Annotated in this window: 23 protein-coding genes and 1 tRNA gene; 18 read left to right on the top strand and 6 right to left on the bottom strand. The window is 68.3% G+C overall.

The window, feature by feature from the left end:
- Positions 1-144 precede the first annotated feature (144 nt).
- A tRNA-Gly gene (locus CFB50_RS04690) sits at positions 145-219 on the top strand.
- 134 nt (positions 220-353) lie between these two features.
- Positions 354-1,121, top strand: a complete 768-nt coding sequence (gene trmB / locus CFB50_RS04685) for a tRNA (guanosine(46)-N7)-methyltransferase TrmB (RefSeq protein ID WP_089445087.1) — start codon at positions 354-356, stop codon at positions 1,119-1,121.
- Positions 1,122-1,232: 111 nt separating this feature from the next.
- On the opposite strand, the gene CFB50_RS04680 is transcribed toward trmB, so the two are convergent.
- The 3 genes from CFB50_RS04680 to CFB50_RS04670 form a co-directional block, all read right to left on the bottom strand.
- The gene (locus tag CFB50_RS04680; RefSeq protein ID WP_046545097.1) at positions 1,233-2,063 is read right to left on the bottom strand and encodes an undecaprenyl-diphosphate phosphatase; all 831 of its coding nucleotides are present in this window, start codon (positions 2,061-2,063) and stop codon (positions 1,233-1,235) included.
- An 81-nt stretch (positions 2,064-2,144) separates the two neighbouring features.
- Positions 2,145-2,726 (bottom strand): DUF1439 domain-containing protein, encoded by a 582-nt coding sequence (locus tag CFB50_RS04675; RefSeq protein WP_046545096.1) that lies wholly within the window; start codon positions 2,724-2,726, stop codon positions 2,145-2,147.
- Positions 2,723-3,037 (bottom strand): YkgJ family cysteine cluster protein, encoded by a 315-nt coding sequence (locus tag CFB50_RS04670; RefSeq protein WP_069249234.1) that lies wholly within the window; start codon positions 3,035-3,037, stop codon positions 2,723-2,725. Before CFB50_RS04670 ends, CFB50_RS04675 begins: the two co-directional genes overlap by 4 nt.
- A gap of 173 nt (positions 3,038-3,210) precedes the next feature.
- On the opposite strand from CFB50_RS04670, the gene hemN reads away from it, so the two are divergent.
- The 16 genes from hemN (at position 3,211) to ureG (ending at position 17,906) form a co-directional block, all read left to right on the top strand.
- The gene (hemN, locus tag CFB50_RS04665; protein WP_089445086.1) at positions 3,211-4,602 is read left to right on the top strand and encodes an oxygen-independent coproporphyrinogen III oxidase; all 1,392 of its coding nucleotides are present in this window, start codon (positions 3,211-3,213) and stop codon (positions 4,600-4,602) included.
- Positions 4,603-4,681: 79 nt separating this feature from the next.
- Positions 4,682-4,939: a hypothetical protein gene (locus CFB50_RS04660; protein WP_006488573.1), complete on the top strand. Its 258-nt coding sequence runs from the start codon at positions 4,682-4,684 to the stop codon at positions 4,937-4,939.
- A gap of 104 nt (positions 4,940-5,043) precedes the next feature.
- Positions 5,044-5,700: a protein-L-isoaspartate O-methyltransferase family protein gene (locus tag CFB50_RS04655; RefSeq protein ID WP_069247335.1), complete on the top strand. Its 657-nt coding sequence runs from the start codon at positions 5,044-5,046 to the stop codon at positions 5,698-5,700.
- A gap of 14 nt (positions 5,701-5,714) precedes the next feature.
- Positions 5,715-6,038, top strand: a complete 324-nt coding sequence (locus tag CFB50_RS04650) for a rhodanese-like domain-containing protein (protein WP_089424695.1) — start codon at positions 5,715-5,717, stop codon at positions 6,036-6,038.
- A gap of 425 nt (positions 6,039-6,463) precedes the next feature.
- Positions 6,464-7,771: an urea ABC transporter substrate-binding protein gene (urtA, locus tag CFB50_RS04645; RefSeq protein WP_069247333.1), complete on the top strand. Its 1,308-nt coding sequence runs from the start codon at positions 6,464-6,466 to the stop codon at positions 7,769-7,771.
- A gap of 149 nt (positions 7,772-7,920) precedes the next feature.
- On the top strand, positions 7,921-9,540 hold the full coding sequence (gene urtB, locus CFB50_RS04640) for an urea ABC transporter permease subunit UrtB (protein ID WP_089445085.1): 1,620 nt from the start codon (positions 7,921-7,923) through the stop codon (positions 9,538-9,540).
- 1 nt (position 9,541) lies between these two features.
- Positions 9,542-10,729, top strand: a complete 1,188-nt coding sequence (gene urtC, locus CFB50_RS04635) for an urea ABC transporter permease subunit UrtC (protein ID WP_089445084.1) — start codon at positions 9,542-9,544, stop codon at positions 10,727-10,729.
- A complete protein-coding gene (gene urtD / locus CFB50_RS04630; RefSeq protein ID WP_069247331.1) occupies positions 10,726-11,586 on the top strand; it encodes an urea ABC transporter ATP-binding protein UrtD in 861 nt (286 codons plus the stop codon). Before urtC ends, urtD begins: the two co-directional genes overlap by 4 nt.
- Positions 11,587-11,590: 4 nt before the next feature.
- Positions 11,591-12,283 carry an urea ABC transporter ATP-binding subunit UrtE gene (gene urtE / locus CFB50_RS04625; protein WP_089446032.1) on the top strand — a complete coding sequence of 231 codons (693 nt, stop codon included), beginning with the start codon at positions 11,591-11,593 and terminating at the stop codon, positions 12,281-12,283.
- Between the two features lie 194 nt (positions 12,284-12,477).
- Complete coding sequence (locus tag CFB50_RS04620; RefSeq protein WP_089445083.1) at positions 12,478-13,353, top strand: urease accessory protein UreD; 876 nt, start codon at positions 12,478-12,480, stop codon at positions 13,351-13,353.
- Between the two features lie 234 nt (positions 13,354-13,587).
- Positions 13,588-13,890 carry an urease subunit gamma gene (ureA, locus tag CFB50_RS04615; protein ID WP_006406310.1) on the top strand — a complete coding sequence of 101 codons (303 nt, stop codon included), beginning with the start codon at positions 13,588-13,590 and terminating at the stop codon, positions 13,888-13,890.
- A gap of 8 nt (positions 13,891-13,898) precedes the next feature.
- Positions 13,899-14,204 (top strand): urease subunit beta, encoded by a 306-nt coding sequence (locus CFB50_RS04610; RefSeq protein WP_046545089.1) that lies wholly within the window; start codon positions 13,899-13,901, stop codon positions 14,202-14,204.
- A 29-nt stretch (positions 14,205-14,233) separates the two neighbouring features.
- Complete coding sequence (gene ureC, locus CFB50_RS04605) at positions 14,234-15,940, top strand: urease subunit alpha (RefSeq protein WP_089445082.1); 1,707 nt, start codon at positions 14,234-14,236, stop codon at positions 15,938-15,940.
- 22 nt (positions 15,941-15,962) lie between these two features.
- A complete protein-coding gene (ureE, locus tag CFB50_RS04600) occupies positions 15,963-16,574 on the top strand; it encodes an urease accessory protein UreE (protein WP_089445081.1) in 612 nt (203 codons plus the stop codon).
- Positions 16,561-17,241: an urease accessory protein UreF gene (locus CFB50_RS04595; RefSeq protein WP_089446031.1), complete on the top strand. Its 681-nt coding sequence runs from the start codon at positions 16,561-16,563 to the stop codon at positions 17,239-17,241. The genes ureE and CFB50_RS04595 overlap by 14 nt, the downstream gene beginning before the upstream one ends.
- A 17-nt stretch (positions 17,242-17,258) precedes the next feature.
- Positions 17,259-17,906, top strand: a complete 648-nt coding sequence (gene ureG, locus CFB50_RS04590) for an urease accessory protein UreG (RefSeq protein WP_046196649.1) — start codon at positions 17,259-17,261, stop codon at positions 17,904-17,906.
- A 63-nt stretch (positions 17,907-17,969) separates the two neighbouring features.
- Here the strand turns inward: ureG and waaA are convergent, their stop codons facing one another.
- Genes waaA through waaC form a run of 3 tightly spaced genes read right to left on the bottom strand, consistent with a single transcriptional unit; the run spans position 17,970 to position 21,277 of the window.
- On the bottom strand, positions 17,970-19,325 hold the full coding sequence (waaA, locus tag CFB50_RS04585) for a lipid IV(A) 3-deoxy-D-manno-octulosonic acid transferase (RefSeq protein ID WP_089445080.1): 1,356 nt from the start codon (positions 19,323-19,325) through the stop codon (positions 17,970-17,972).
- A gap of 37 nt (positions 19,326-19,362) precedes the next feature.
- Positions 19,363-20,247 (bottom strand): Kdo hydroxylase family protein, encoded by an 885-nt coding sequence (locus tag CFB50_RS04580; RefSeq protein WP_089445079.1) that lies wholly within the window; start codon positions 20,245-20,247, stop codon positions 19,363-19,365.
- A gap of 34 nt (positions 20,248-20,281) precedes the next feature.
- Entirely contained in the window at positions 20,282-21,277 is a 996-nt protein-coding gene (gene waaC, locus CFB50_RS04575; protein ID WP_089431360.1) for a lipopolysaccharide heptosyltransferase I, read from the bottom strand.
- Between the last annotated feature and the right edge of the window lie 37 nt (positions 21,278-21,314).

Raw genomic sequence — 21,314 nt, 5'->3', positions numbered from 1 at the left:
CCTGACACGTCCAGCCGATCCCTTTTTGACGACCATTTCCGGCGGTGCCACCGCACCTCCCTCGCGTCGTGCGGGCCTTGAAGCCACCGTCCAAAACAGCCCACTTGCCACGTCCCGGCCAAACCCTGTAGAATTGCGCGTTCTGCGGGCGTCGTATAATGGCCATTACCTCAGCTTCCCAAGCTGATGACGTGGGTTCGATTCCCATCGCCCGCTCCACTTTCCGGCTGCATCGCAGCCTGCGCATGAGCCGCCTCGTCGAAGGCGGCTTTTTTGTACCATGTGCCGGTTCCCCCGGCGCACTGCTGCGCGCAACGGGCCCTCGCCCGCAACCGAGCCTTTCTCTGTCACCGATGATGCACGACGATCCGAACGAAGCCGGCCTGCCGCCGCACGACGACGCCATTCCCGATGAAGCCGCCGAAGGCGCCGACGCAGTCAATCCGCTGCACCACCGCCGCATCCGCAGCTTCGTGACGCGCGCCGGCCGCGTGTCGACCGGCCAGCGCCGCGCGATGGACGAACTCGGCCCGCGCTTCGTGGTGCCGTATGCGCCGGAAGTGCCCGACTGGAACGCCGTGTTCGGCCGCAGCGCACCGCGCATCCTCGAGATCGGCTTCGGCATGGGCGCATCGACCGCGGAAATCGCCGCGAACCGCCCCGGCGACGACTTCCTCGGCGTCGAGGTGCACGAGCCGGGCGTCGGCGCGCTGCTGAAGCTGATCGGCGAACAGGATCTGCCGAACATCCGCATCATCCAGCACGACGCGGTCGAAGTGCTCGAGCACATGCTCGCGCCGGAAAGCCTCGACGGCGTCCACATCTTCTTCCCCGACCCGTGGCACAAGGCGCGCCACCACAAGCGCCGGCTGATCCAGCCGCCGCTCGTCGCGCATCTCGCGTCGCGCCTGAAGCCCGGTGCGTACATTCACTGCGCGACCGACTGGCAGAACTACGCGGAACAGATGCTCGACGTGCTCGGCGCGGAGCCGACGCTCGAAAACACGGCCGCCGACTACGCGCCCCGCCCCGACTACCGCCCGGTGACGAAGTTCGAACGGCGCGGGCTGCGGCTCGGCCACGGCGTGTGGGACCTGGTGTTCCGCAAGCGCGCAGCCTGAGCCCTCTGGCCGCGGCGGCACACGCCGCCCCGCTCCGGACAAGAAAAAGCCCGACCGGCCTACGCCGATCGGGCTTTTTTCATGGAAGGCGCGCCGGCCTTCGTGTTCGCGTCACGCCCAGTTCAGCCAGCCGCTGTACCCGACCAGCAGCACGAACAACCCGAACGCGATCCGGTACCACGCGAACACCGTGAAATCGTGCGTCGCGACGTAGCGCAGCAGCCAGCGCACGCACACGAACGCGCTGACGAATGCCGCGACGAGCCCGAGCGCGAACAGGCCGAGCGAATCGACGGTGAACGCCTGCCAGTCCTTGACGGTTTCATAGAGCGTCGCGCCGAAGATGATCGGGATCGCGAGGAAGAACGAGAATTCGGTGGCGACCCGCCGGTCGAGGCCGAACAGCATCCCGCCGATGATCGTCGAGCCCGAGCGCGACATGCCGGGAATCAGCGCAAAACACTGCGCGATACCGACCTTCAGCGCATCGAGCGGCGTCAGCGCATCGACCGACACCACGCGCGGCGGCTCGCTGCGCTCGCGCTGCCGTGCCTCGGCCCACAGGATGATCGCGCCGCCCACGACGAGCGCGAACGCAACGGGGACCGGCGAGAACAGCACGGCCTTGATCTTCTTCTCGAACAGCAGGCCGAGTGCGATCGCGGGAATCGTCGCGATCACGACGTTCAGCGTGAAGCGCCGCGCGTCGGGCCGGCTCGGCAGCCCGGACACGATGGACGCGATCCGTTGCCGGTATTCCCAGCACACCGCGAGGATCGCGCCGAACTGGATCACGACGTCGAACGTCTTCGCGTGTGAATCGTTGAAATTCAGGAAGCTGCCCGCGACGATCAGGTGACCGGTGCTCGACACCGGCAGGAATTCCGTCAGCCCCTCGACGACGCCGAGGATCAAAGCCTTGCAGATCAGGATCCAGTCCATCCGTGGCCCAACTCCGAAATGGTCGAATGAATGGGCCACTCTTCCACGCGCGGCCCCCCTCCGGCCGAGCGCGGTGCGTCGTCATTTTTCGACGATCGCCACGCGTATGCCGTTTGTAAGAATCGTAATTGTACCGGGTTCGTAGTTCACCCCGGCAAACTGCAGTTGTTCGGGCTTGAACGTGTAGATCGGATAGTTGGTCAGCAACTGCGTCGCGAGCAGGCCGGCGGCCGCGCCGACCTGCTGCGCGTACATCTGCGCATCGCCGTCGAGCGCGAGGCTGTCGACGGCCGGCGACCTCAGCACGACCGAGCGGCTCGGCGCGTCGTAAGCCAGCTGGCCCGACACGGTGAACTTGCCGCTGACGGGCGCGCGCAGGAACGGGCTCACGAAGTGCGCGTCGAGTTGCACGGCCACGCGGTTCTGGTCGGGAAGCAGGTTGACGGCCGGGTTCGCGAGCGATACGTCGACGACCTGCGCGACCGTCTTCTGGTACGGGAACTTGCGCGCGACGGCTTTCTGCACGTCACCGCGCGAGAACGTGTAGTGATCGGGGATGAACGGGAACGTCGACGCACACGCGGCAAGCGAGAGCGTCACGCCGATGGCGCCGACGGTCGCGGCGAGAAAACGGCGCCGGCCTGGCGCGCAAGATGCGGTCATGCTGAACACTCTCCTGGTTGCGACGGCCGCGTCGCGGCCTCGAGACGCGTGAGCCACGCGAGCGCGTCGTCGCGCGACGCGCCGCACATGTCCGCGGCCGGCTGCAGCCCGGAACAGCACGCGGGCCGCTCGGGGCGGCCGAAGATCCGGCAGCGCAGGTCGTCGCCGAGCTGCACGCAGCGCACGCCGGCCGGCTTGCCGTCGGGCATGCCCGGAATCGGGCTGGAAATCGACGGCGCGATGCAGCACGCGCCGCAGCCCTCGCGGCACGCATGCGGCGGCGGGACGGCTGACGCCGGGCGGACAGGCAATTCGACGGACACTCGGCTCTCTCGAACGAACAACAAAAAACGGTGCGGCAACCGGACGCGGTGCCGGCAGCCCCACCCCGCATTGTGCCATCGCCGGCTGCGACGTTATTACACAATGCAGCCGAATCGCGCGTTTATATACTCGAAAGCATCTAAAAAAGCGCGAGACCATCATGCGTTCCGGTTCTGCCGACACATTGTTCCGTCCCGATTTGCTCGCGAAATACGGCGCGAACGGGCCGCGCTATACGTCGTACCCCACCGCGCTGCAGTTCCGCGACGATTTCGACCCCGCCGACTATGCGCGCGCGGCAAGCGACCCCGGCGCGTCGTCGAGCGAGCTGTCGCTGTACTTCCACATCCCGTTCTGCAACACCGCATGCTTCTACTGCGGCTGCAACAAGATCGCGACCAACAACCACCGCCGCGCGCGCCCGTACCTCGACCAGCTCAAGCGCGAGATGGCGCTGCAGGCCGCATTGTTCGATCCCGCGCGCCCGGTCACGCAGTTGCATTGGGGCGGCGGCACGCCCACCTTCCTGTCCGACGACGAAACAGCCGAGCTGATGGCGGCCACCCGCGAGCACTTCATGCTCGCGCCGGATGCCGACGCCGAATTCTCGATCGAGATCGACCCGCGCACGGTCACGCCCGCGACGCTCGTCCACCTGCGCAACATCGGCTTCAACCGGCTGAGCCTCGGCGTGCAGGATTTCGATCCGGTCGTGCAGCAGGCGATCAACCGCATCCAGCCGCTGGCGATGACGGCCGACCTGCTCTCCGCCGCGCGCACGATGGGCTTTCATTCGGTGAGCGTCGACCTGATCTACGGGCTGCCGCACCAGACCGTGTCCGTGTTCGCGCGCACGCTGGAAACGATCATCGAACTCGCACCGGACCGGCTGTCGGTGTTCGGCTACGCGCACATGCCGCACCTGTTCAAGATGCAGCGACAGATCGACGACGCGACGCTGCCGCCGCCGGAAACGCGCATCGCGCTGCTCGGCCTCGCGATCGACATGCTGACGTCGGCCGGCTACGTGTACATCGGGATGGATCACTTCGCGCGGCCGTCCGACGAGCTTGTGCGGGCGCAGAAGAACGGCACGCTGCAGCGCAATTTCCAGGGCTATAGCACCCGCGCGGATACCGATCTCGTCGGGTTCGGCGTGTCGTCGATCGGCAAGGTCGGCGACGTCTACGCGCAGAACGCGAAGGACCTGCCCGCCTACGGCGCCGCGCTCGACGCGGGCCGGCTGCCGATCGCGCGCGGCGTGCGGCTCACGCCCGACGACCGGCTGCGCCGCGACGTGATCACGCAGCTGATGTGCAACCTCGACCTGCCGTTCTCGCATGTCGAGGCCGCGCACGGCATCCGCTTCGCCGATCATTTCGCGCGCGAACTCGACGCGCTGCGCCCATTCGAGCACGACGGGCTGCTGACGATCGCGGCCGACCGCCTGACGATCCATCCGGCCGGCCGGATGGTCGTGCGCAACATCGCGATGGCATTCGACGCGTATCTCGGCCAGACGCCGCAGCAGCGCTACTCGCGCACGGTCTGAGCCCGACGGGCCCGGCCGGCCGCACGCGGGCGGCCGGTTTGATACAGTGTGGGGCTTACGCCCCGCCAGATTCCGCACGATGCGCACCACCAAAGCGACCCACGCGGTCGAACGCCTGAAGACCCGCTCCGGCAACCCGCAATTCGCGGCCGTCGCGATGGCGGGCGGCCTGTTCTATCTCGTCGACCGCTCCGGCGGCACCGCCGAGAAGCGCTGCGAGCCGCTGCCGCTCGACGAGTTCGTCAAGTTCGTCGACGAATTCGGCCCCAAAAAGCCGCGCAAGGCGAGCAAGCTCGACCTCGCGTTCGAGGCGCAGATCAAGAAGAGCAAGGGGTAAAGGTCTGTTGCAGGCCGCCTGAAGGCTTCGCGGCCGCCCCGTTTGGTACAATCACGAAGTTTCTCTATCCCCGCTGATGGCCGACGAGGCTGCGTGACCACACCATGAATATCGAAAACGCGCGTTTCAACATGATCGAACAACAGATCCGGCCGTGGGACGTGCTGGATCTCGACGTCCTGGGCCTGCTGTCGATCGTCAAGCGTGAAAACTACGTTCCGGCCGAATACCGCGATCTCGCGTTCGCCGACCTCGAACTGCCGCTGCCCGGCGGCAACAGCAAGATGCTGTTCCCGCGCGTCGAAGCGCGCGTGCTGCAGGAGCTGACGGTCAAGAAGCACGAGAACGTGCTCGTGATCGGCGCAGGCTCGGGCTATCTCGCCGCACTGTTCGCGCACCGCGCGCAGCACGTGACGGCCGTCGAGATCGACCCGACCAACGCGAAGTTCGCGGAAGACAACCTGCGCAACGACGGCGTGACCAACGCGGAAGTCGTCCTCGGCGACGGTTCGCGCGGCTGGGCCGGCAAGGCGCCGTATGACGTGATCTGCGTCGCGGGGGGCCTGCCCGTCGTGCCGCAGGAAATGCTCGAACAGCTGAAGGTCGGCGGCCGCCTCGCGGCATTCGTCGGCGGCCGTCCGGTGATGAAGGCGCAGATCATCACGCGCATCGACGACAAGCAGTACCGTGTCGCCGACGTGTTCGAAACGTACATCGACCACCTCGTCAACGCGATCGAGCCGTCGCGCTTCAAGTTCTGAGCGGCGGAGCCACCATGCAGATCCTGACGGCCGCGATGCTCGCGGAATGGCTCGGCGACAAGGCGCGCCCCGCGCCGGTCGTGCTCGACGTGCGCGAACCGTGGGAAATCGCGACCGCGCACATCGCTGGCAGCGTATCGATCCCGATGCAGCAGATTCCCGCGCGCAGCGAAGAGCTCGACGACGAAGCGGAAATCGTCTGCGTGTGCCATCACGGGATGCGCAGCGCGCAGGTCGCGATGTTCCTCGAATCGCGCGGCTTCACGAAGCTGTACAACCTGCAAGGCGGGATCGACGCGTGGTCGCGCGACGTCGATCCGGCCGTACCGCGTTACTGATCCTGCCCGCGGCGCATCACGCGCCGCCTCGCCGATCGGTACCCTGCCGACGGCCGCACTGATCCCCCCAACGGGCACGCATTCGCGTGCCCGTTGCTCTTTTCCGCTCCGGTCAATCACCCCAACGGCGCTGCGCCGCGCCCGCGCCCGAGTAGTGCGAAGTCATGGTGCACGACGGTTCCGTATCGCGTGCAGGTGCAGGCACCGGAACGGGGAACCCCGACCGTGCACCATTTGCGCCCGTGAACCTGCACCGCGACGGACCGCGCATGCTGCACGACGCGTCATGCGCACCGTCCCGACGCTCCGCATCGTCCCGCGCAGGCACGCCGGACGTGCATCCGCACGACTGGCACATGCCTTGCGTTACTCGTTGGCCGACGCCTTCAAGGCGCACGCATATCCAACACGACAAGGGGATCCCGATGAAACGTCGCAGTCTGTTGAAGTTCGGTTCGATGGCCGGCGCACTCGCGCTCGCGGGCAAGAGCCCGTTCGTACACGCGGCTGACGCGGGCACCGGCCCGATCAAGGTCGGCATCCTGCACTCGCTGTCGGGCACGATGGCGATCTCGGAGACGTCGCTGAAGGACACCGCGTTGATGACGATCGCCGACATCAACAAGAGCGGCGGCGTGATGGGCCGCAAGCTCGAGCCCGTGGTGGTCGATCCCGCGTCGAACTGGCCGCTGTTCGCGGAGAAGGCGCGCCAGCTGCTCACGCAGGACAAGGTCGCGTGCGTGTTCGGCTGCTGGACGTCGGTGTCGCGCAAGTCGGTGCTGCCGGTGTTCGAGGAACTGAACGGCCTCCTCTACTACCCGGTGCAGTACGAAGGCGAGGAAATGTCGCGCAACGTGTTCTACACGGGCGCCGCGCCGAACCAGCAGGCGATCCCGGCCGTCGAGTACCTGATGGGCGCCGAAGGCGGCGGCGCGAAGCGCTTCTTCCTGCTCGGCACCGACTACGTGTATCCGCGCACGACCAACAAGATCCTGCGCGCGTTCCTGAAATCGAAGGGCGTGAAGGACGCCGATATTCAGGAGGTCTACACGCCGTTCGGCCATAGCGACTATCAGACCATCGTCGCGAACATCAAGAACTTCTCGCAAGGCGGCAAGACGACCGTGATCTCGACGATCAACGGCGACTCGAACGTACCGTTCTACAAGGAGCTCGGCAACCAGGGGATCAAGGCGACCGACGTGCCGGTCGTCGCGTTCTCGGTCGGCGAGGAAGAGCTGCGCGGGATCGACACGAAGCCGCTCGTCGGCCACCTCGCCGCGTGGAACTACTTCATGTCGGTGAAGAATCCGACCAACACGAAGTTCAAGGACCAGTTCGCCGCGTGGGTGAAGGCGAACAACCTGCCGGGCGGCGCGAAGCGCGTGACCAACGACCCGATGGAAGCGACCTACGTCGGCATCCACATGTGGAAGCAGGCCGTCGAGAAGGCGAAGAGCACCGACGTCGACAAGGTGCGCGTCGCGATGATCGGCCAGACGGTGGCCGCACCGTCGGGCTTCACGCTCGCGATGGACGGCAACCATCACCTGCACAAGCCGGTGATGATCGGCGAAATTCGCGGCGACGGGCAGTTCAACGTGGTGTGGAAGACCAAGACCGCGGTACGCGCGCAACCGTGGAGCCCGTTCATCGCGGGCAACCAGGGCAAGCCGGACATCGTCACGTCGATCCCGGCGTTCCTGCGCCGGCAGCGCGCGGCGCTCGCCTGATGCAGGGCGGCACGTCGCGCGTGAAGCGCGACGTGCCGCTCGCACGCCGACGCCGAACCCGATGCGCCGGCCGCGCTTGCCGTGATGAACCGCATACGCCCGCGCATCGCCGCCCGCATCCGCTTCCCCACGCCCGACAGGATTTCCCGATGCCTACACGCTTTCGCCGAGCCGCCGCCGCGATCGTCGCGTGCGCTGCCCTCGCGGGCGGGTTGCCGCACGCCGCGTTCGCGCTGACGGCCACCGATACCTCCGCGCTCGCCGGCGACGACTTCGACGCGAAGACGGCCGCGATCGAACGGCTCGCCGCCGACTCCGATCCGCGCGCCGTCGCGCTGCTCAACGCGCTGTCGACCGGCGACGCGCTCGCCACCGGCGACGGCCGCCTGCTGATCCAGACCGGCGACACCGCACACGACGCGCTCACGCAGGCCGCGACGCCGGCCGGCGACGCGCAGCCCGTGATGCTGAACAACCTGTTGCGCACGAAGATCGCGGGCGCGCTGTCGGGGCTCGCGCTCGCGTCGCCCGACGTCGCCGCTCGCCGCGACGCGATCGATGCGTTGCTGAAATCGCCCGACCCGGCGCTCAAGCCGATGATCGACCGCGCGCGTGCAAAGGAAACCGACCCCGCGCTGAAGCGCCGCCTCGACGCGTTGTGGGCGATTGCCGCGCTGCACGATGCCGATCCGGCGAAGCGCCTCGACGCCGTGCAGCTGGTGGCCGCGCGCCAGGACCTCGACATGATCGAGCAGTTGCGCCCGCTCGTCGCGAAGAACGCCGACGGCAGCTACGCGGAACCCGACGCGCGCGTGCGCGACGCCGCGCAGCAGGGTCTCGACACGCTGCACGCGTTGCAGCGCCGCGGCGAGATCGTCGGCACGCTGTTCGCCGGACTGTCGCTCGGCAGCGTGCTGCTGCTCGCCGCGCTCGGCCTCGCGATCACGTACGGGCTGATCGGCGTGATCAACATGGCGCACGGCGAATTCCTGATGATCGGTGCGTACGCAACCTATGTCGTGCAGACGCTGATCCAGCGCTACGCGCCCGGCGCGTTCGACTGGTATCCGCTCGTCGCGGTGCCGGTGTCGTTCGTGACGGCCGCGCTCGTCGGCATCGTGCTCGAACGGCTCGTGCTGCGACACCTGTACGGCCGCCCGCTCGAGACGCTGCTCGCCACCTTCGGCGTGAGCCTGATCCTGATCCAGGCAACGCGGATGCTGTTCGGCGCGCAGAACGTGCAGGTCGTGAACCCGTCGTGGATGAGCGGCGGCGTGACCGTGATGCAGAACCTGATCCTGCCGTACAACCGGCTCGCGATCCTCGCCTTCGCGCTCGCAGTCGTATTCGTCGCATGGGCCGTGCTGACGAAGACGCGGCTCGGCCTGTTCGTGCGCGCGGTCACGCAGAACCGCCGGATGGCCGCGTGCGTCGGCGTGAAAACCGCGCGCGTCGACGCGTATGCATTCGCGTTCGGCGCGGGCATCGCGGGCCTCGGCGGCTGCGCGCTGTCGCAGATCGGCAACGTGGGCCCCGACCTCGGCCAGAACTACATCATCGATTCGTTCATGGCGGTCGTGCTCGGCGGGGTCGGGCAGATCGCCGGCACCGTGCTCGGCGGCTTCGGGCTCGGCCTCGCGAGCAAGGCGATCGAGCCGTTCTGGGGCGCCGTGCTCGCGAAGATCGCGGTGCTCGTGATGATCGTGCTGTTCATCCAGAAACGTCCGCAGGGCATGTTCGCCCCGAAGGGCCGCAGTGCGGAGGCTTGACGTGACTTCATTCACCCATTCCCTGTCGAACCCGGCCGCTGATGCGCCGAAGCCCGCTGCCGCCGCACGCGCGGAAGAGCGCTTCGCGCTCGGCCTGCCGCCCCGCCCCGCGCTGCTGTCGCGGCGCGCGTGGCTCGCGCTGATCGCGCTGTGCCTCGCGATCGGCATCGGCGTGCCGCTCGCCGCACTCGTCGCGCCCGAGTCGAGCGCGTTCCATCTGTCCGCGTACGCGATGACGCTCACCGGCAAGCTGATGTGCTACGCGATCGCCGCGCTCGCGCTCGATCTCGTGTGGGGCTACTGCGGGATCCTGAGCCTCGGCCACGGGCTGTTCTTCGCGCTCGGCGGCTATGCGATCGGCATGTACCTGATGCGCGAGATCGGCCGCGACGGCAAGTACGGCAGCGACCTGCCCGACTTCATGGTGTTCCTCGACTGGCACCAGTTGCCGTGGTACTGGAGCGGCACGCAGCATCTCGCGTGGGCGCTCGCGCTCGTCGTGCTCGTGCCGGCCGTGCTCGCGTGGGTGTTCGGCTTCTTCACGTTCCGCTCGCGCGTGAAGGGCGTGTACCTGTCGATCATCACGCAGGCCATGACGTTCGCCGCGATGCTGCTGTTCTATCGCAACGAGACGGGCTTCGGCGGCAACAACGGCTTCACCGACTTCAAGCGCATCGCGGGCTTCGCGATCACGTCGCCCGGCACGCGCACGGTGCTGTTGCTGCTGACGTTCGCGACGCTCGTGCTCGCGTTCATCTCCGCGCGCGCGATCGTCACGAGCAAGCTCGGGCGCGTCGTCACCGCGGTGCGCGACGGCGAGACGCGGCTGATGTTCCTCGGCTACAGCCCGCTCGCGTACAAGCTGTTCGTGTGGACCGTGTCGGCCGTGCTGTGCGGCATCGCGGGCGCGCTGTACGTGCCGCAGGTCGGCATCATCAACCCCGGCGAGATGTCGCCCGGCAACTCGATCGAGATGGCGATCTGGGTCGCGGTGGGCGGGCGCGGCACGCTGATCGGGCCGATCGTCGGCGCGTTCGCGGTGAACGGCGCGAAGAGCCTGTTTACCGCGTACTTCGCCGAATACTGGCTGTTCTTCCTCGGCCTGATCTTCGTGCTCGTGCCGCTCTTGCTGCCGCGCGGGATCATGGGCCTCGTCGAAACCGTGCTCGCGAAGGGGAAACGCGCATGAACGGAACGGCTCTCTATCAGTTCACGCCGCCGCCGCCCGAAGACGAGCTGCTTGCCGTCAGCGGCACCGCGTCGATGGGGCGCGTGGTGCCGCCCGGCATCGACACGTCGCACGGCACGATCCTCTACCTCGAGGATATCGAGGTGAGCTTCGACGGCTTCCGCGCGCTGAAGAAGCTGTCGCTCGCGATCGACGCGGGCGAGCTGCGCTGCGTGATCGGCCCGAACGGCGCGGGCAAGACGACGATGATGGACGTGATCACCGGCAAGACACGTCCCGACGCGGGCAAGGTGTTTCTCGGCCAGACGATCGACCTCGCCCGGATGAACGAGCCCGAGATCGCACGCGCGGGCATCGGCCGCAAGTTCCAGAAGCCGACCGTGTTCGAACAGCATCCGGTATGGGAGAACCTCGAGCTCGCGATGCAGACCGACAAGGGCTGGCTTGCGTCGCTGCGTGCAAAGCTTGATCGCACTGCGCAGACGAAGATCGAGGAGACGCTCGCGCTGATCGGCCTCGAAAGCCAGGCCTTTCGCGCGGCCGGCGAGCTGTCGCACGGGCAGAAGCAGCGGCTCGAGATCGGCATGCTGCTGATGCAGCGCCCCGCGCTGCTGCTGCTCGACGAGCCGGCGGCCGGGATGACCGACCACGAGACGATGGAACTCGCCGAACTGCTGAACACGCTGCGCGGCACCTGCTCGATGATGGTCGTCGAGCACGACATGGAATTCGTCGCGGCACTCGCGGGCGACACGGGCCGCGTGACGGTGATGGCCGAAGGCGCGGTGCTCGCGCAAGGCACGCTCGACCAGGTCAAGCGCGACGACGCGGTGATCGAGTCTTATCTTGGACGATGATGCGATGCTGAAGATCGATGCACTGAACCAGTACTACGGCGGCAGCCATATCCTGCGCAACGTGAGCCTCGCCGCCGACGACGGCAAGCTCACCGTGCTGCTCGGCCGCAACGGCGTCGGCAAGAGCACGCTGCTGCGCTGCCTGATGGGCGTCGTCGCCGCGAAGAGCGGCAGCGTGTCGTGGCGCGGCACGGCGCTCGGCGCGATGCCGCCGTATGCGCGCGTCGCGGCCGGGCTCGCCTACGTGCCGCAGGGCCGCGACATCTTTCCGCGGCTCACCGTCGAGGAAAACCTGCTCGTCGGCGCGGCGAGCCGCAAGGCGCCGTCGAAAGTGCCCGACCGCATCTACGACCTGTTCCCGGTGCTGAAGGACATGCGCGCGCGACGCGGCGGCGACCTGTCGGGCGGCCAGCAGCAGCAGCTCGCGATCGGCCGTGCGCTGATGAGCGAGCCGCAGCTGCTGATCCTCGACGAGCCGACCGAAGGCATCCAGCCGTCGATCATCCAGGACATCGGCCGCACGCTGCGCCAGCTCGTCGACGAATCGAAGATGACCGTGCTGCTCGTCGAACAGTATTACGAATTCGCCCAATCGATCGCCGACCGCTACTGGGTGATGAGCCGCGGCGAGATCGTCGCGGGCGGCGACGCGCACGAGATGGAAGCGAACGGCGTGCGCGAGCTGATCGCGGTGTAGCCGGGAAGGTGGCTCGGCGCGGCGTCGCCCCCGGCCATCGATTCGGCGCCTCGTCAAACGGCACATGTCGGGCGCGCGCCGGCGAAGCGGCACGGCGCGGGACCGGCGTTGCCACGCGCTGCAACGCGGGTACCGAAGCGTATATTGTTGCGGTAGCATCCTCGTTCCCCGCGCCCGTCCCCTGCTTCCCGCCGATGTCCGCCCCCGATTCCCATGCCCCGCTGTCCCGCCCCGCCGTCGCCAAATCGTGGCGCGGCCGCCTCGAACTCGGCTTCGAGCGGCACGGCGCGCGCACGACGCTCGCGCACCGGCTGCACGACGGCCCGCTGCGCGTGCAGCGGCCGCTGTATCCGGAAGGCGACGCGATCTGCCACGCGGTGATCGTCCATCCGCCGGGCGGCGTCGCGGGCGGCGACCGGCTCGACATCGACATCGCGCTCGGCGACGGCACGCACGCGGTGCTGACGACACCCGGCGCGACCAAGTGGTACAAGTCGAACGGGCTGGACGCGACGCAGCGCATCGGCATCACGGTCGGCGAACACGCGAAACTCGACTGGCTGCCGCAGAACAACCTGTTCTTCGACGCGGCGCATGCTTCGCTCGATTTCACGGTCAAGCTCGGCGCGGGCGCCAGCGCGATCGGCTGGGACGCGACGCAGCTCGGCCGCCAGGCGGCCGGCGAAACCTGGTCGGCGGGCCGCATCGCGTCGACGTCGGCGCTCATCGCTGCCGACGGCCGGCCGCTGTGGACCGAACGCGCGCTGCTCGATGCGCACGACCCGCTGCGCGGCGCGCTGCAGGGTCTGGCCGGCTTTCCGGCGTACGGCACGCTGTGGGCCGCCGGTGCCGCGTGCGACGCCGCGCTCGCCGAATCGCTCGCCGCGCGGATGCCGTTCGATGCCACGCTGCGCGCGGGCGCAACCTGCGTGACACCGGGCGTCGTGCTGGTCCGAGCACTGTCGACGTCGATGGAAGCGCTGCAACGGCACTTCACCGACTGCTGGCTGCACCTGCGGCCGATCGTGCACGGCGTCGACGCACGGCCGCTGCGCCTCTGGCAAACCTGAGCGCGGCCGCCACGCACCGTTTCGGCGCAACGTCGCTGCCGGGGCTGCACGCTGCGCATGCATCGCGCACCACGAGCGCGCATCGCACTGCGTCTGATGCACATGGCACGCGCCTTGCTCCTTACATAACCGATACACGACGCACGCAAAACAGCGCGGTGCTACGATGACCCACACGTCCGCCCCGTTGCGCACGCACCGATAAAAATTACGTTTTCCTGAACGTTTGCCTTCATGAAACTGACTCCCCGCGAGAAGGACAAGCTGCTGATCTTCACGGCGGCGCTGCTGGCCGAGCGCCGTCGCGCACGCGGCCTGAAGCTCAACTATCCGGAGGCGGTCGCCTTCATCACCGCCGCGCTGATGGAAGCCGCGCGCGACGGCAAGACGGTCGCCGAGGTGATGCACTACGGCACGACGCTGCTCACGCGCGACGACGTGATGGACGGCGTGCCGGAGATGATTCCCGACATCCAGGTCGAGGCGACCTTCCCCGACGGCACGAAGCTCGTGACCGTCCATCACCCGATTCCGTGAGGCCCCGCATGATCCCCGGCGAAATCCTCACCGACGACGGCGAACACGAACTGAACGCGGGCCGCGCGACGCTGACGCTCGTCGTCGCGAACACCGGCGACCGCCCGGTGCAGGTCGGCTCGCACTACCACTTCTTCGAAGTCAACGACGCACTGTCGTTCGATCGCGCGGCCGCGCGCGGCTTTCGCCTGAACATCGCGGCCGGCACCGCGGTGCGCTTCGAGCCGGGCCAGACGCGCACCGTCGAGCTGGTGGCGCTCGCGGGTGATCGCGCCGTCTACGGTTTTCAGGGCAAGGTGATGGGGCCGCTGTAAGCCGCGCCCCGCTCTTCAGGAACAGCACCATGACACTACGCTTGAGCCGCCGCGCGTACGCGGAAATGTTCGGGCCGACGACGGGCGACCGCGTCCGGCTCGCCGATACCGAATTGCTGATCGAGATCGAACGCGATTTCACGACCTACGGCGAGGAAGTGAAATTCGGCGGCGGAAAAGTGATCCGCGACGGGATGGGCCAGTCGCAGCGCGTGGCCGCCGACGTGCCCGATACGATCATCACGAACGCGGTGATCCTCGATCACTGGGGCATCGTGAAGGCCGACATCGCGATCAAGCACGGCCGCATCGCCGCGATCGGCAAGGCCGGCAACCCGGACATCCAGCCGGGCGTGACGATCGCGATCGGCGCCGCGACTGAAGTAATCGCCGGCGAGGGTCTGATCGTGACGGCCGGCGGCATCGACACGCACATCCACTTCATCAGCCCGCAGCAGATCGACGAGGCGCTCGCCTCGGGCGTCACGACGATGCTCGGCGGCGGCACGGGGCCGGCCACCGGCACCAACGCGACCACCTGCACGCCGGGCCCGTGGCACATGGAGCGGATGCTGCAGGCCGCCGACGGCTGGCCGATCAACCTCGGCTTTCTCGGCAAGGGCAATGCGAGCCTGCCGCAGCCGCTCGTCGAGCAGATCGCGGCCGGCGCGATCGGCCTGAAGCTGCACGAGGACTGGGGCACGACCCCCGCGGCGATCGACAACTGCCTGTCCGTCGCCGACGATACCGACACGCAGGTCGCGATCCACACCGACACGCTGAACGAAGGCGGCTTCGTCGAATCGACGGTCGCCGCGTTCAAGGGCCGCACGATCCACACGTACCACACCGAAGGCGCGGGCGGCGGGCATGCGCCCGACATCCTGAAGGTGTGCGGCGAGTCGAACGTACTGCCGTCGTCGACCAACCCGACGCGCCCGTACACGATCAACACGCTCGACGAGCACCTCGACATGCTGATGGTGTGCCATCACCTCGATCCGTCGATCGCCGAGGATCTCGCGTTCGCCGAATCGCGGATCCGCCGCGAGACGATCGCGGCCGAGGACATCCTGCACGATCTCGGCGCGCTGTCGATGCTGTCGTCCGATTCGCAGGCGATGGGCCGCGTCGGCGAGGTGATCATCCGCACCTGGCAGACCGCGCACAAGATGAAGGTGCAGCGCGGCGCGTTGCCGGAAGACGGCACGCGCAACGACAACTTCCGCGCGAAGCGCTACGTCGCGAAGTACACGATCAACCCGGCGCTCACGCACGGCATCGCGCACGAAGTCGGCTCGATCGAGCCGGGCAAGTGGGCCGACCTCGTGCTGTGGGAGCCGGCGTTCTTCGGGATCAAGCCGTCGATGATCCTGAAGGGCGGGATGATCGCGATGGCGCAGATGGGCGACCCGAACGCATCGATTCCGACGCCGCAGCCGGTCCACTATCGCGAGATGTTCGCCACCCGCGGCGGCGCGCTCGCGCGCACGTCGCTGACCTTCGTGTCGCAGATGGCCGCCGATGCAGGCATCGCGGAACGCTACGGGCTCGCGAAGCGGATCGTGCCGGTGCGCAACTGCCGCAACGTGACGAAGGCCGACATGATCCACAACGCGTGGCGCCCGTCGATCAGCGTCGACCCCGAAACCTACGACGTGATCGCCGACGGCCAGTTGCTCACCTGCGAGCCGGCCACGGTACTGCCGATGGCGCAGCGCTATTTCCTGTTCTGACCTGATTGCCGGTTTTCGATTCATGCGCACCCTCGACAAACGCATTGCCCCGAACGTGAAACTCGCCGCGTCGCTCGTCGCGCGCGCGCCGACGCTCACGCTCGCCTACGACGCCCGCTGCAAGAGCCGCCTCGCGGCGACGCTCGACACCGGCGAGGACGTCGCGGTCCTGCTGCCGCGCGGCACGATCCTGCGCGACGGCGACGTGCTCGTCGCCGACGACGGCGCGCTCGTGCGCATTGCCGCGGCGCCCGAGACCGTGCTGCGCGTGCGCGCGGCCGACCCGCTCACGCTGATGCGCGCCGCGTACCACCTCGGCAACCGTCACACGCCGGTCGAGATCGGCGACGGCTACCTGAAGCTCGAAGCCGACCCGGTGCTCGCGGACATGCTGCGCCGGCTCGGCACGCAGGTCGAGGAGACCCTTGCACCGTTCCAGCCGGAAGCCGGCGCGTACGGCGGCGGCCACAAGCACGGGCACGACGCGACGTTCGCCGAGGATTACGCGCTCGCGCAGCAGGTGTTCGGCGAGCATCACGGCCACGCGCATTCGCACGACCACGACCACGATCACGATCACGACCATCAGCATGGTCCCGGTTGCGCGCACGGCCACGGCCATGACCACCACTGAACTCGTCGCGCTGCTGCACCTTGCATCGCCGGCGCTGCCGATCGGCGCGTTCAGCTATTCGCAAGGGCTCGAAGCGGCGCTCGACGCGAACCTGATCCACGACGCGGATACCGCGCGCGACTGGATCGCGAGCGGCCTGACCGACGTGCTCGCGCACGGCGAGCTGCCGTTCCTCGCGCACCAGCTCGCGCGCTGGCACGCGCACGACGTGCCGGCGCTCGTCGCCGAGAATGCGTGGTTCATCGCGAGCCGCGAATCGGCGGAACTGCGCTGCGAGACCGAACAGATGGGCTGGTCGCTCGCGCAGCTCTGCGCGTCGCTCGAATGGGGTGATGCCGGGCGCCGCACGACGCTCGCGGCGATTGCGCCGATCGCGCTGCCCACCGCATTCGCGTACGCGGCCGCCGCGCACGACGCGAGCGCCGACGCCGTACTCGCCGCGTACGCATTCGGCTGGGTCGAGAACCAGACGTCCGCCGCGCTGAAGGCCGTGCCGCTCGGCCAGCTCGCCGGGCAACGCATCATCGTCGCGCTGCGCGGCGCGATCGACGCGGCCGTGCGCCGCGCGCTCGCGACGCCTCCCGACGCCGTCAACACGTTCGCGCCGCAGCTCGGCATCCTGTCCGCGCGGCACGAAACCCAGTATTCGCGGTTGTTCCGCTCCTGAACCCGACGCTACCCGCCATGAACGCACCTGCTCCCTCCTCCGCCCGCCGCACGAAGAAACTGCCGCCGCTGCGCGTCGGCATCGGCGGCCCCGTCGGCTCCGGCAAGACCACGCTGCTCGAAATGCTGTGCAAGGCGATGCGCGACAAATACGACCTCGTCGCGATCACCAACGACATCTATACGAAGGAAGACCAGCGGCTGCTGACGGTCGCGGGTGCGCTGCCCGAGGAACGCATCATGGGCGTCGAGACGGGCGGCTGCCCGCACACGGCGATCCGCGAGGATGCGTCGATCAACCTCGAGGCCGTCGACCGGATGCTGTCGCGCTTCCCCGACGCCGACATCGTGTTCATCGAATCGGGCGGCGACAACCTCGCGGCGACTTTCAGCCCCGAGCTGTCGGACCTGACGATCTACGTGATCGACGTCGCGGGCGGCGAGAAGATTCCGCGCAAGGGCGGCCCCGGCATCACGAAGTCCGACCTGCTCGTGATCAACAAGACCGATCTCGCGCCGCTGGTCGGCGCGAACCTCGACGTGATGGCGTCCGACACGAAGAAGATGCGCGGCGAGCGGCCTTACGTGATGACGAACCTGAAGGCGCTCGAAGGCGTCGCGGACGTGATCGCGTTCATCGAGAAGAAGGGTTTGCTGACGGTCTGAGCGACGCGGCGGCATCATCCGGTGCCGCCGCGCCTGCTCATGGCGGCATGGCGCCGCCTTCGCCTAGTCGTCGGAAGGGTCCTGCGTGTCCTGCAGCGCGCGCACGCCGCGTTCGGCGGGCGGCAACAGTGCCGCGAGCACGTCGACCGTGCGTGCGGTCGCGCCGCGATGACGCGATGCGAACGCCGCGCCGGCCGCACCCATTGCGATGCGCCGCGCCTTGTCGGCGAACAGCGCATCGAGCACGTGCGCGAGATCGAGCGGATCCTCGACCTGCAGCGCCGCGCCGGCCGCGACCGCGTCGGCGGTCGCCTGCGTGAAGTTGAACACGTGCTTGCCAATCAGCACCGGCACGCCGACCGCGCACGCTTCGATCAGGTTCTGGCCGCCGAGCGGCAGCAGGCTGCCACCGATGAACGCGATGTCAGCCGCCGCGTAATACGCGCCGAGCTCGCCCATCGAATCGCCGAGCAACACCGTCACGTCATCCGGCAGCGGCTCGGCAGCCGGCCGGCCAGACGCGAGCGCGGCCGTGTCTGCCGCCCACACCGAGCGTCGCACGCACTTGAGCCCGCTGCGCTCGACGAGCGCCTCGACCTCGGCGAAACGCTGCGGATGACGCGGCACGAGCACCAGCAGCGCGCCGGGCGTGCGCATCGCCGCGAATGCGTCGAGCACCAGCGCCTCCTCGTTCTCGCGCGTGCTCGCGGCGACCCACACGGGCCGCGTGCCGATCGCCTCACGCCACGCATGGCCGCGCGCCGCGAGTTCCGGTGGCGTCGTCATGTCGAACTTCAGGTTGCCGAGCACGGTCACGTTGCGCGCGCCGAGCGACGTCAGCCGCTCCGCATCGGCCGGGCTCTGCGCGAGCACGCGCGAGAAGCCGCCGAACACGTCATGTGTCGCCGCGCCGAACTTCGATGCCCGCCGGAACGAACGCGCGGACATACGCGCATTGGTCAGCACCAGCGGCACGTCAGCACGCCGGCACTCGTCGATCAGCGTGGGCCACACCTCGGTTTCCATCACGAGGCCGAGCGTCGGCCGCCACGTGCGCAGGAAACGTCGCACCGCGCCAGGCATGTCGTACGGCAGGTAGCAGCGCAGCACGCGATCGCCGAAGATCTGTTCGCCGGTCGCGCGGCCGCTCGGCGTCATGTGCGTGAGCAGGATGCGCGCATCGGGACGGGCGTGCATCAGCGCGTCGATCAGCGGCTGCGCCGCGCGCGTCTCGCCGACCGATACCGCATGCACCCAGATCAGCGGCGCACGGTCGTCGCGCGAACGGCCGGCCACGTGGCCGAAGCGTTCGCCGATGTGTTCGCGATAGCCGCGCTCCTTGCGCGAGCGCACGACAAGCCGGATGACGGCGATCGGTGCGACGAGCCACCACAGCGCGCGATAGATCACCCTCAGCATGCGGCGATCCTCATGTTGCAACGGAGAAGAGGCGCGCTCAAACCAGCGCCCTGCCCTTCAGGCGTTCGAGAATGCCGAGCGGCGCGCATTCGCGGCGCACCATCGCGTCGACCGGCAGGAAGAAGGTCTGTTCGAGCATGAACTGGCCGGACATCACAGCGTGCGAAGTCTGATCGGAGAAACATATCCACACGCTGCCCGGCGGAAACGGCATCGTTTGCTGTGGACAAGTCTTCTGGTAGTCGAGGTCGGCCTTCATGCTGTCGTGCAGGTTCAGCATCAGGTGGTCGTACGCGCTGCGCGGCGATTTCGTCACGTGCAGCAGGTTCAGCAGCCATGCGGCGCCCGGCAGCTGCGGCTTGATGTGCGGCAGGAAGCGCTTCGCGACGTCCTCGAACGGCTCGCCGACGCGCCACACGCGCGGCACGCCGGCCGGGTTCACGTTCGTGAACACGCGCAGGATCCGCTCGCCGTAGTTCGGCCGCGACGGAAACGCGTCGACGTGCAGCCGGCTGTCGTCCTTGCGCCACGACGTCTGGCGCGTCTCGACCTGCATCAGCCGCAGGCTCGTCGGCGCGACGCGCAGCTTGCCGCGGTATTCGGGAAAGAGGCCGTCGACGAGCGTGCCGGCCTGCTGCTGGAAGCGCGCGACGAGCGCGCGCACCGCCGACTGCGTGACGCTGTCGCCGAGCACGCCGACGAGCGCGCCGCCGTTTGGCGCGAGGCTGATGTTCTTGCGTTTCGGGTCGGCGAGCGCCGGATCGAGCAGCGCTTCCTCGCCGCCCTCGATCGCGAAGCGCAGGTGCGGGAAATACAGCACCTTGCCTTCCTCGACGGCGGCCAGCAGTTGCTCGCGCGGCGCCGACAGGTTGTGTCCGCTCCAGTCGGCGGACGGGACTTCGATGATCTGGGATTCGCTCATGTTCGGTTCGCGTGGGTTCGCGCGTGTGACTGCGTTACAGGAGACCGAAGCCCGCGAGCGCCGACTTCACCTGCGCGATCGACGGGGGTTGCCCCGCCGTGCCGAGATTGACGACGTTCGGCGACCAGTAGCCGCCGGTCCGCCAGGCCGTCGCGAAATTGTACAGTTCGACCGTCGGACGCTTCAGCGCGGCCGCGATGTGAACCAGACCTGTATCAACCCCGACGATCGCATCCGCGCCGTCGATCAGGCCGACCACGGCCGGCAGCGACAGCTTCGGCGGCACGATCGCCGCCGCGCCGAACGCCTGCGCCAGCCGCTCGCTGGTCGCGCGCTCCGCGTCGTTGCCCCACGGCAGCACGAGCGACGCGCCGCGCCGCACGAGGGCCTGGCCGAGCTCGATCCATGCGGCGTCCGGCCACTGCTTGTCGGCACGCGACGTCGCATGGACGAACACCACGTACGGCACCGGCAGGTTCAGGCCGAGCGCGGCCACCGCGAGCGCCGCCGCGCGCGTATCGAGGCCGAACTCGACCGGGTCGGCCGGCGTCGGCGCCGGGTCGCCCAGCGCGGCCGCGACGAGTTGCCGCGAGCGCTCGACGACGTGCGTGCGCGGCGCGATCGGCACGCGCTTGCGATAGAAGAAGCGGACGGGCCACTCGTAGCCGGCGCCGTCGGTGCGGTTGCCGAGCCCGACGAGCGGGCCGCGCGCCCAGCTCGCGACCCAGGCTGTCTTGATGAGGCCCTGGCAGTCGATCACGAGGTCGTACTGCTCGGCCGCGAGGCGCTGGCGAAACGCGCGGATCTCGCGCCACGTGGCGCCCGAGAACGGCTTCTTGCGCCAGCGGCGCAGCGAGAACGGCAGCACGTTGCGCACGCCGTCGACGAGCTTGACCAGGTCGACGAAGCTTTCCTCGACGAGCCAGTCGATCTGCGCATCGGGGTGGCGGCGCCGGATATCGGCGATCACCGGCATGTTGTGCACGACGTCGCCCAGCGACGACACGCGCACGATCAGGATCTTTTGCACGCTGAAAAAACGCCGGCAGGCAGCCGGCGACAAGCAT

The organism is Burkholderia sp. AU33423 (assembly GCF_002223135.1).
Classification (GTDB): domain Bacteria; phylum Pseudomonadota; class Gammaproteobacteria; order Burkholderiales; family Burkholderiaceae; genus Burkholderia; species Burkholderia lata_D.
Note: the sequence above shows the minus strand (reverse complement) of the source record. Positions and strands in the feature narration are given on the sequence as shown.

Bases quoted from the DNA above. Each gene is read 5' to 3' on its own strand.
- CFB50_RS04655 (WP_069247335.1), top strand. From the start codon at position 5,044: ATGAATATCGAAAACGCGCGTTTCAACATGATCGAACAACAGATCCGG.
- CFB50_RS04595 (WP_089446031.1), top strand. From the start codon at position 16,561: ATGACCACCACTGAACTCGTCGCGCTGCTGCACCTTGCATCGCCGGCG.
- urtD (WP_069247331.1), top strand. From the start codon at position 10,726: ATGAACGGAACGGCTCTCTATCAGTTCACGCCGCCGCCGCCCGAAGAC.
- ureC (WP_089445082.1), top strand. From the start codon at position 14,234: ATGACACTACGCTTGAGCCGCCGCGCGTACGCGGAAATGTTCGGGCCG.
- ureA (WP_006406310.1), top strand. From the start codon at position 13,588: ATGAAACTGACTCCCCGCGAGAAGGACAAGCTGCTGATCTTCACGGCG.
- CFB50_RS04610 (WP_046545089.1), top strand. From the start codon at position 13,899: ATGATCCCCGGCGAAATCCTCACCGACGACGGCGAACACGAACTGAAC.
- CFB50_RS04650 (WP_089424695.1), top strand. From the start codon at position 5,715: ATGCAGATCCTGACGGCCGCGATGCTCGCGGAATGGCTCGGCGACAAG.
- urtE (WP_089446032.1), top strand. From the start codon at position 11,591: ATGCTGAAGATCGATGCACTGAACCAGTACTACGGCGGCAGCCATATC.
- urtB (WP_089445085.1), top strand. From the start codon at position 7,921: ATGCCTACACGCTTTCGCCGAGCCGCCGCCGCGATCGTCGCGTGCGCT.
- ureG (WP_046196649.1), top strand. From the start codon at position 17,259: ATGAACGCACCTGCTCCCTCCTCCGCCCGCCGCACGAAGAAACTGCCG.
- ureE (WP_089445081.1), top strand. From the start codon at position 15,963: ATGCGCACCCTCGACAAACGCATTGCCCCGAACGTGAAACTCGCCGCG.
- CFB50_RS04580 (WP_089445079.1), bottom strand. From the start codon at position 20,247: ATGAGCGAATCCCAGATCATCGAAGTCCCGTCCGCCGACTGGAGCGGA.
- trmB (WP_089445087.1), top strand. From the start codon at position 354: ATGATGCACGACGATCCGAACGAAGCCGGCCTGCCGCCGCACGACGAC.
- waaA (WP_089445080.1), bottom strand. From the start codon at position 19,325: ATGCTGAGGGTGATCTATCGCGCGCTGTGGTGGCTCGTCGCACCGATC.
- CFB50_RS04680 (WP_046545097.1), bottom strand. From the start codon at position 2,063: ATGGACTGGATCCTGATCTGCAAGGCTTTGATCCTCGGCGTCGTCGAG.
- urtA (WP_069247333.1), top strand. From the start codon at position 6,464: ATGAAACGTCGCAGTCTGTTGAAGTTCGGTTCGATGGCCGGCGCACTC.
- CFB50_RS04675 (WP_046545096.1), bottom strand. From the start codon at position 2,726: ATGACCGCATCTTGCGCGCCAGGCCGGCGCCGTTTTCTCGCCGCGACC.
- hemN (WP_089445086.1), top strand. From the start codon at position 3,211: ATGCGTTCCGGTTCTGCCGACACATTGTTCCGTCCCGATTTGCTCGCG.
- CFB50_RS04620 (WP_089445083.1), top strand. From the start codon at position 12,478: ATGTCCGCCCCCGATTCCCATGCCCCGCTGTCCCGCCCCGCCGTCGCC.
- CFB50_RS04660 (WP_006488573.1), top strand. From the start codon at position 4,682: ATGCGCACCACCAAAGCGACCCACGCGGTCGAACGCCTGAAGACCCGC.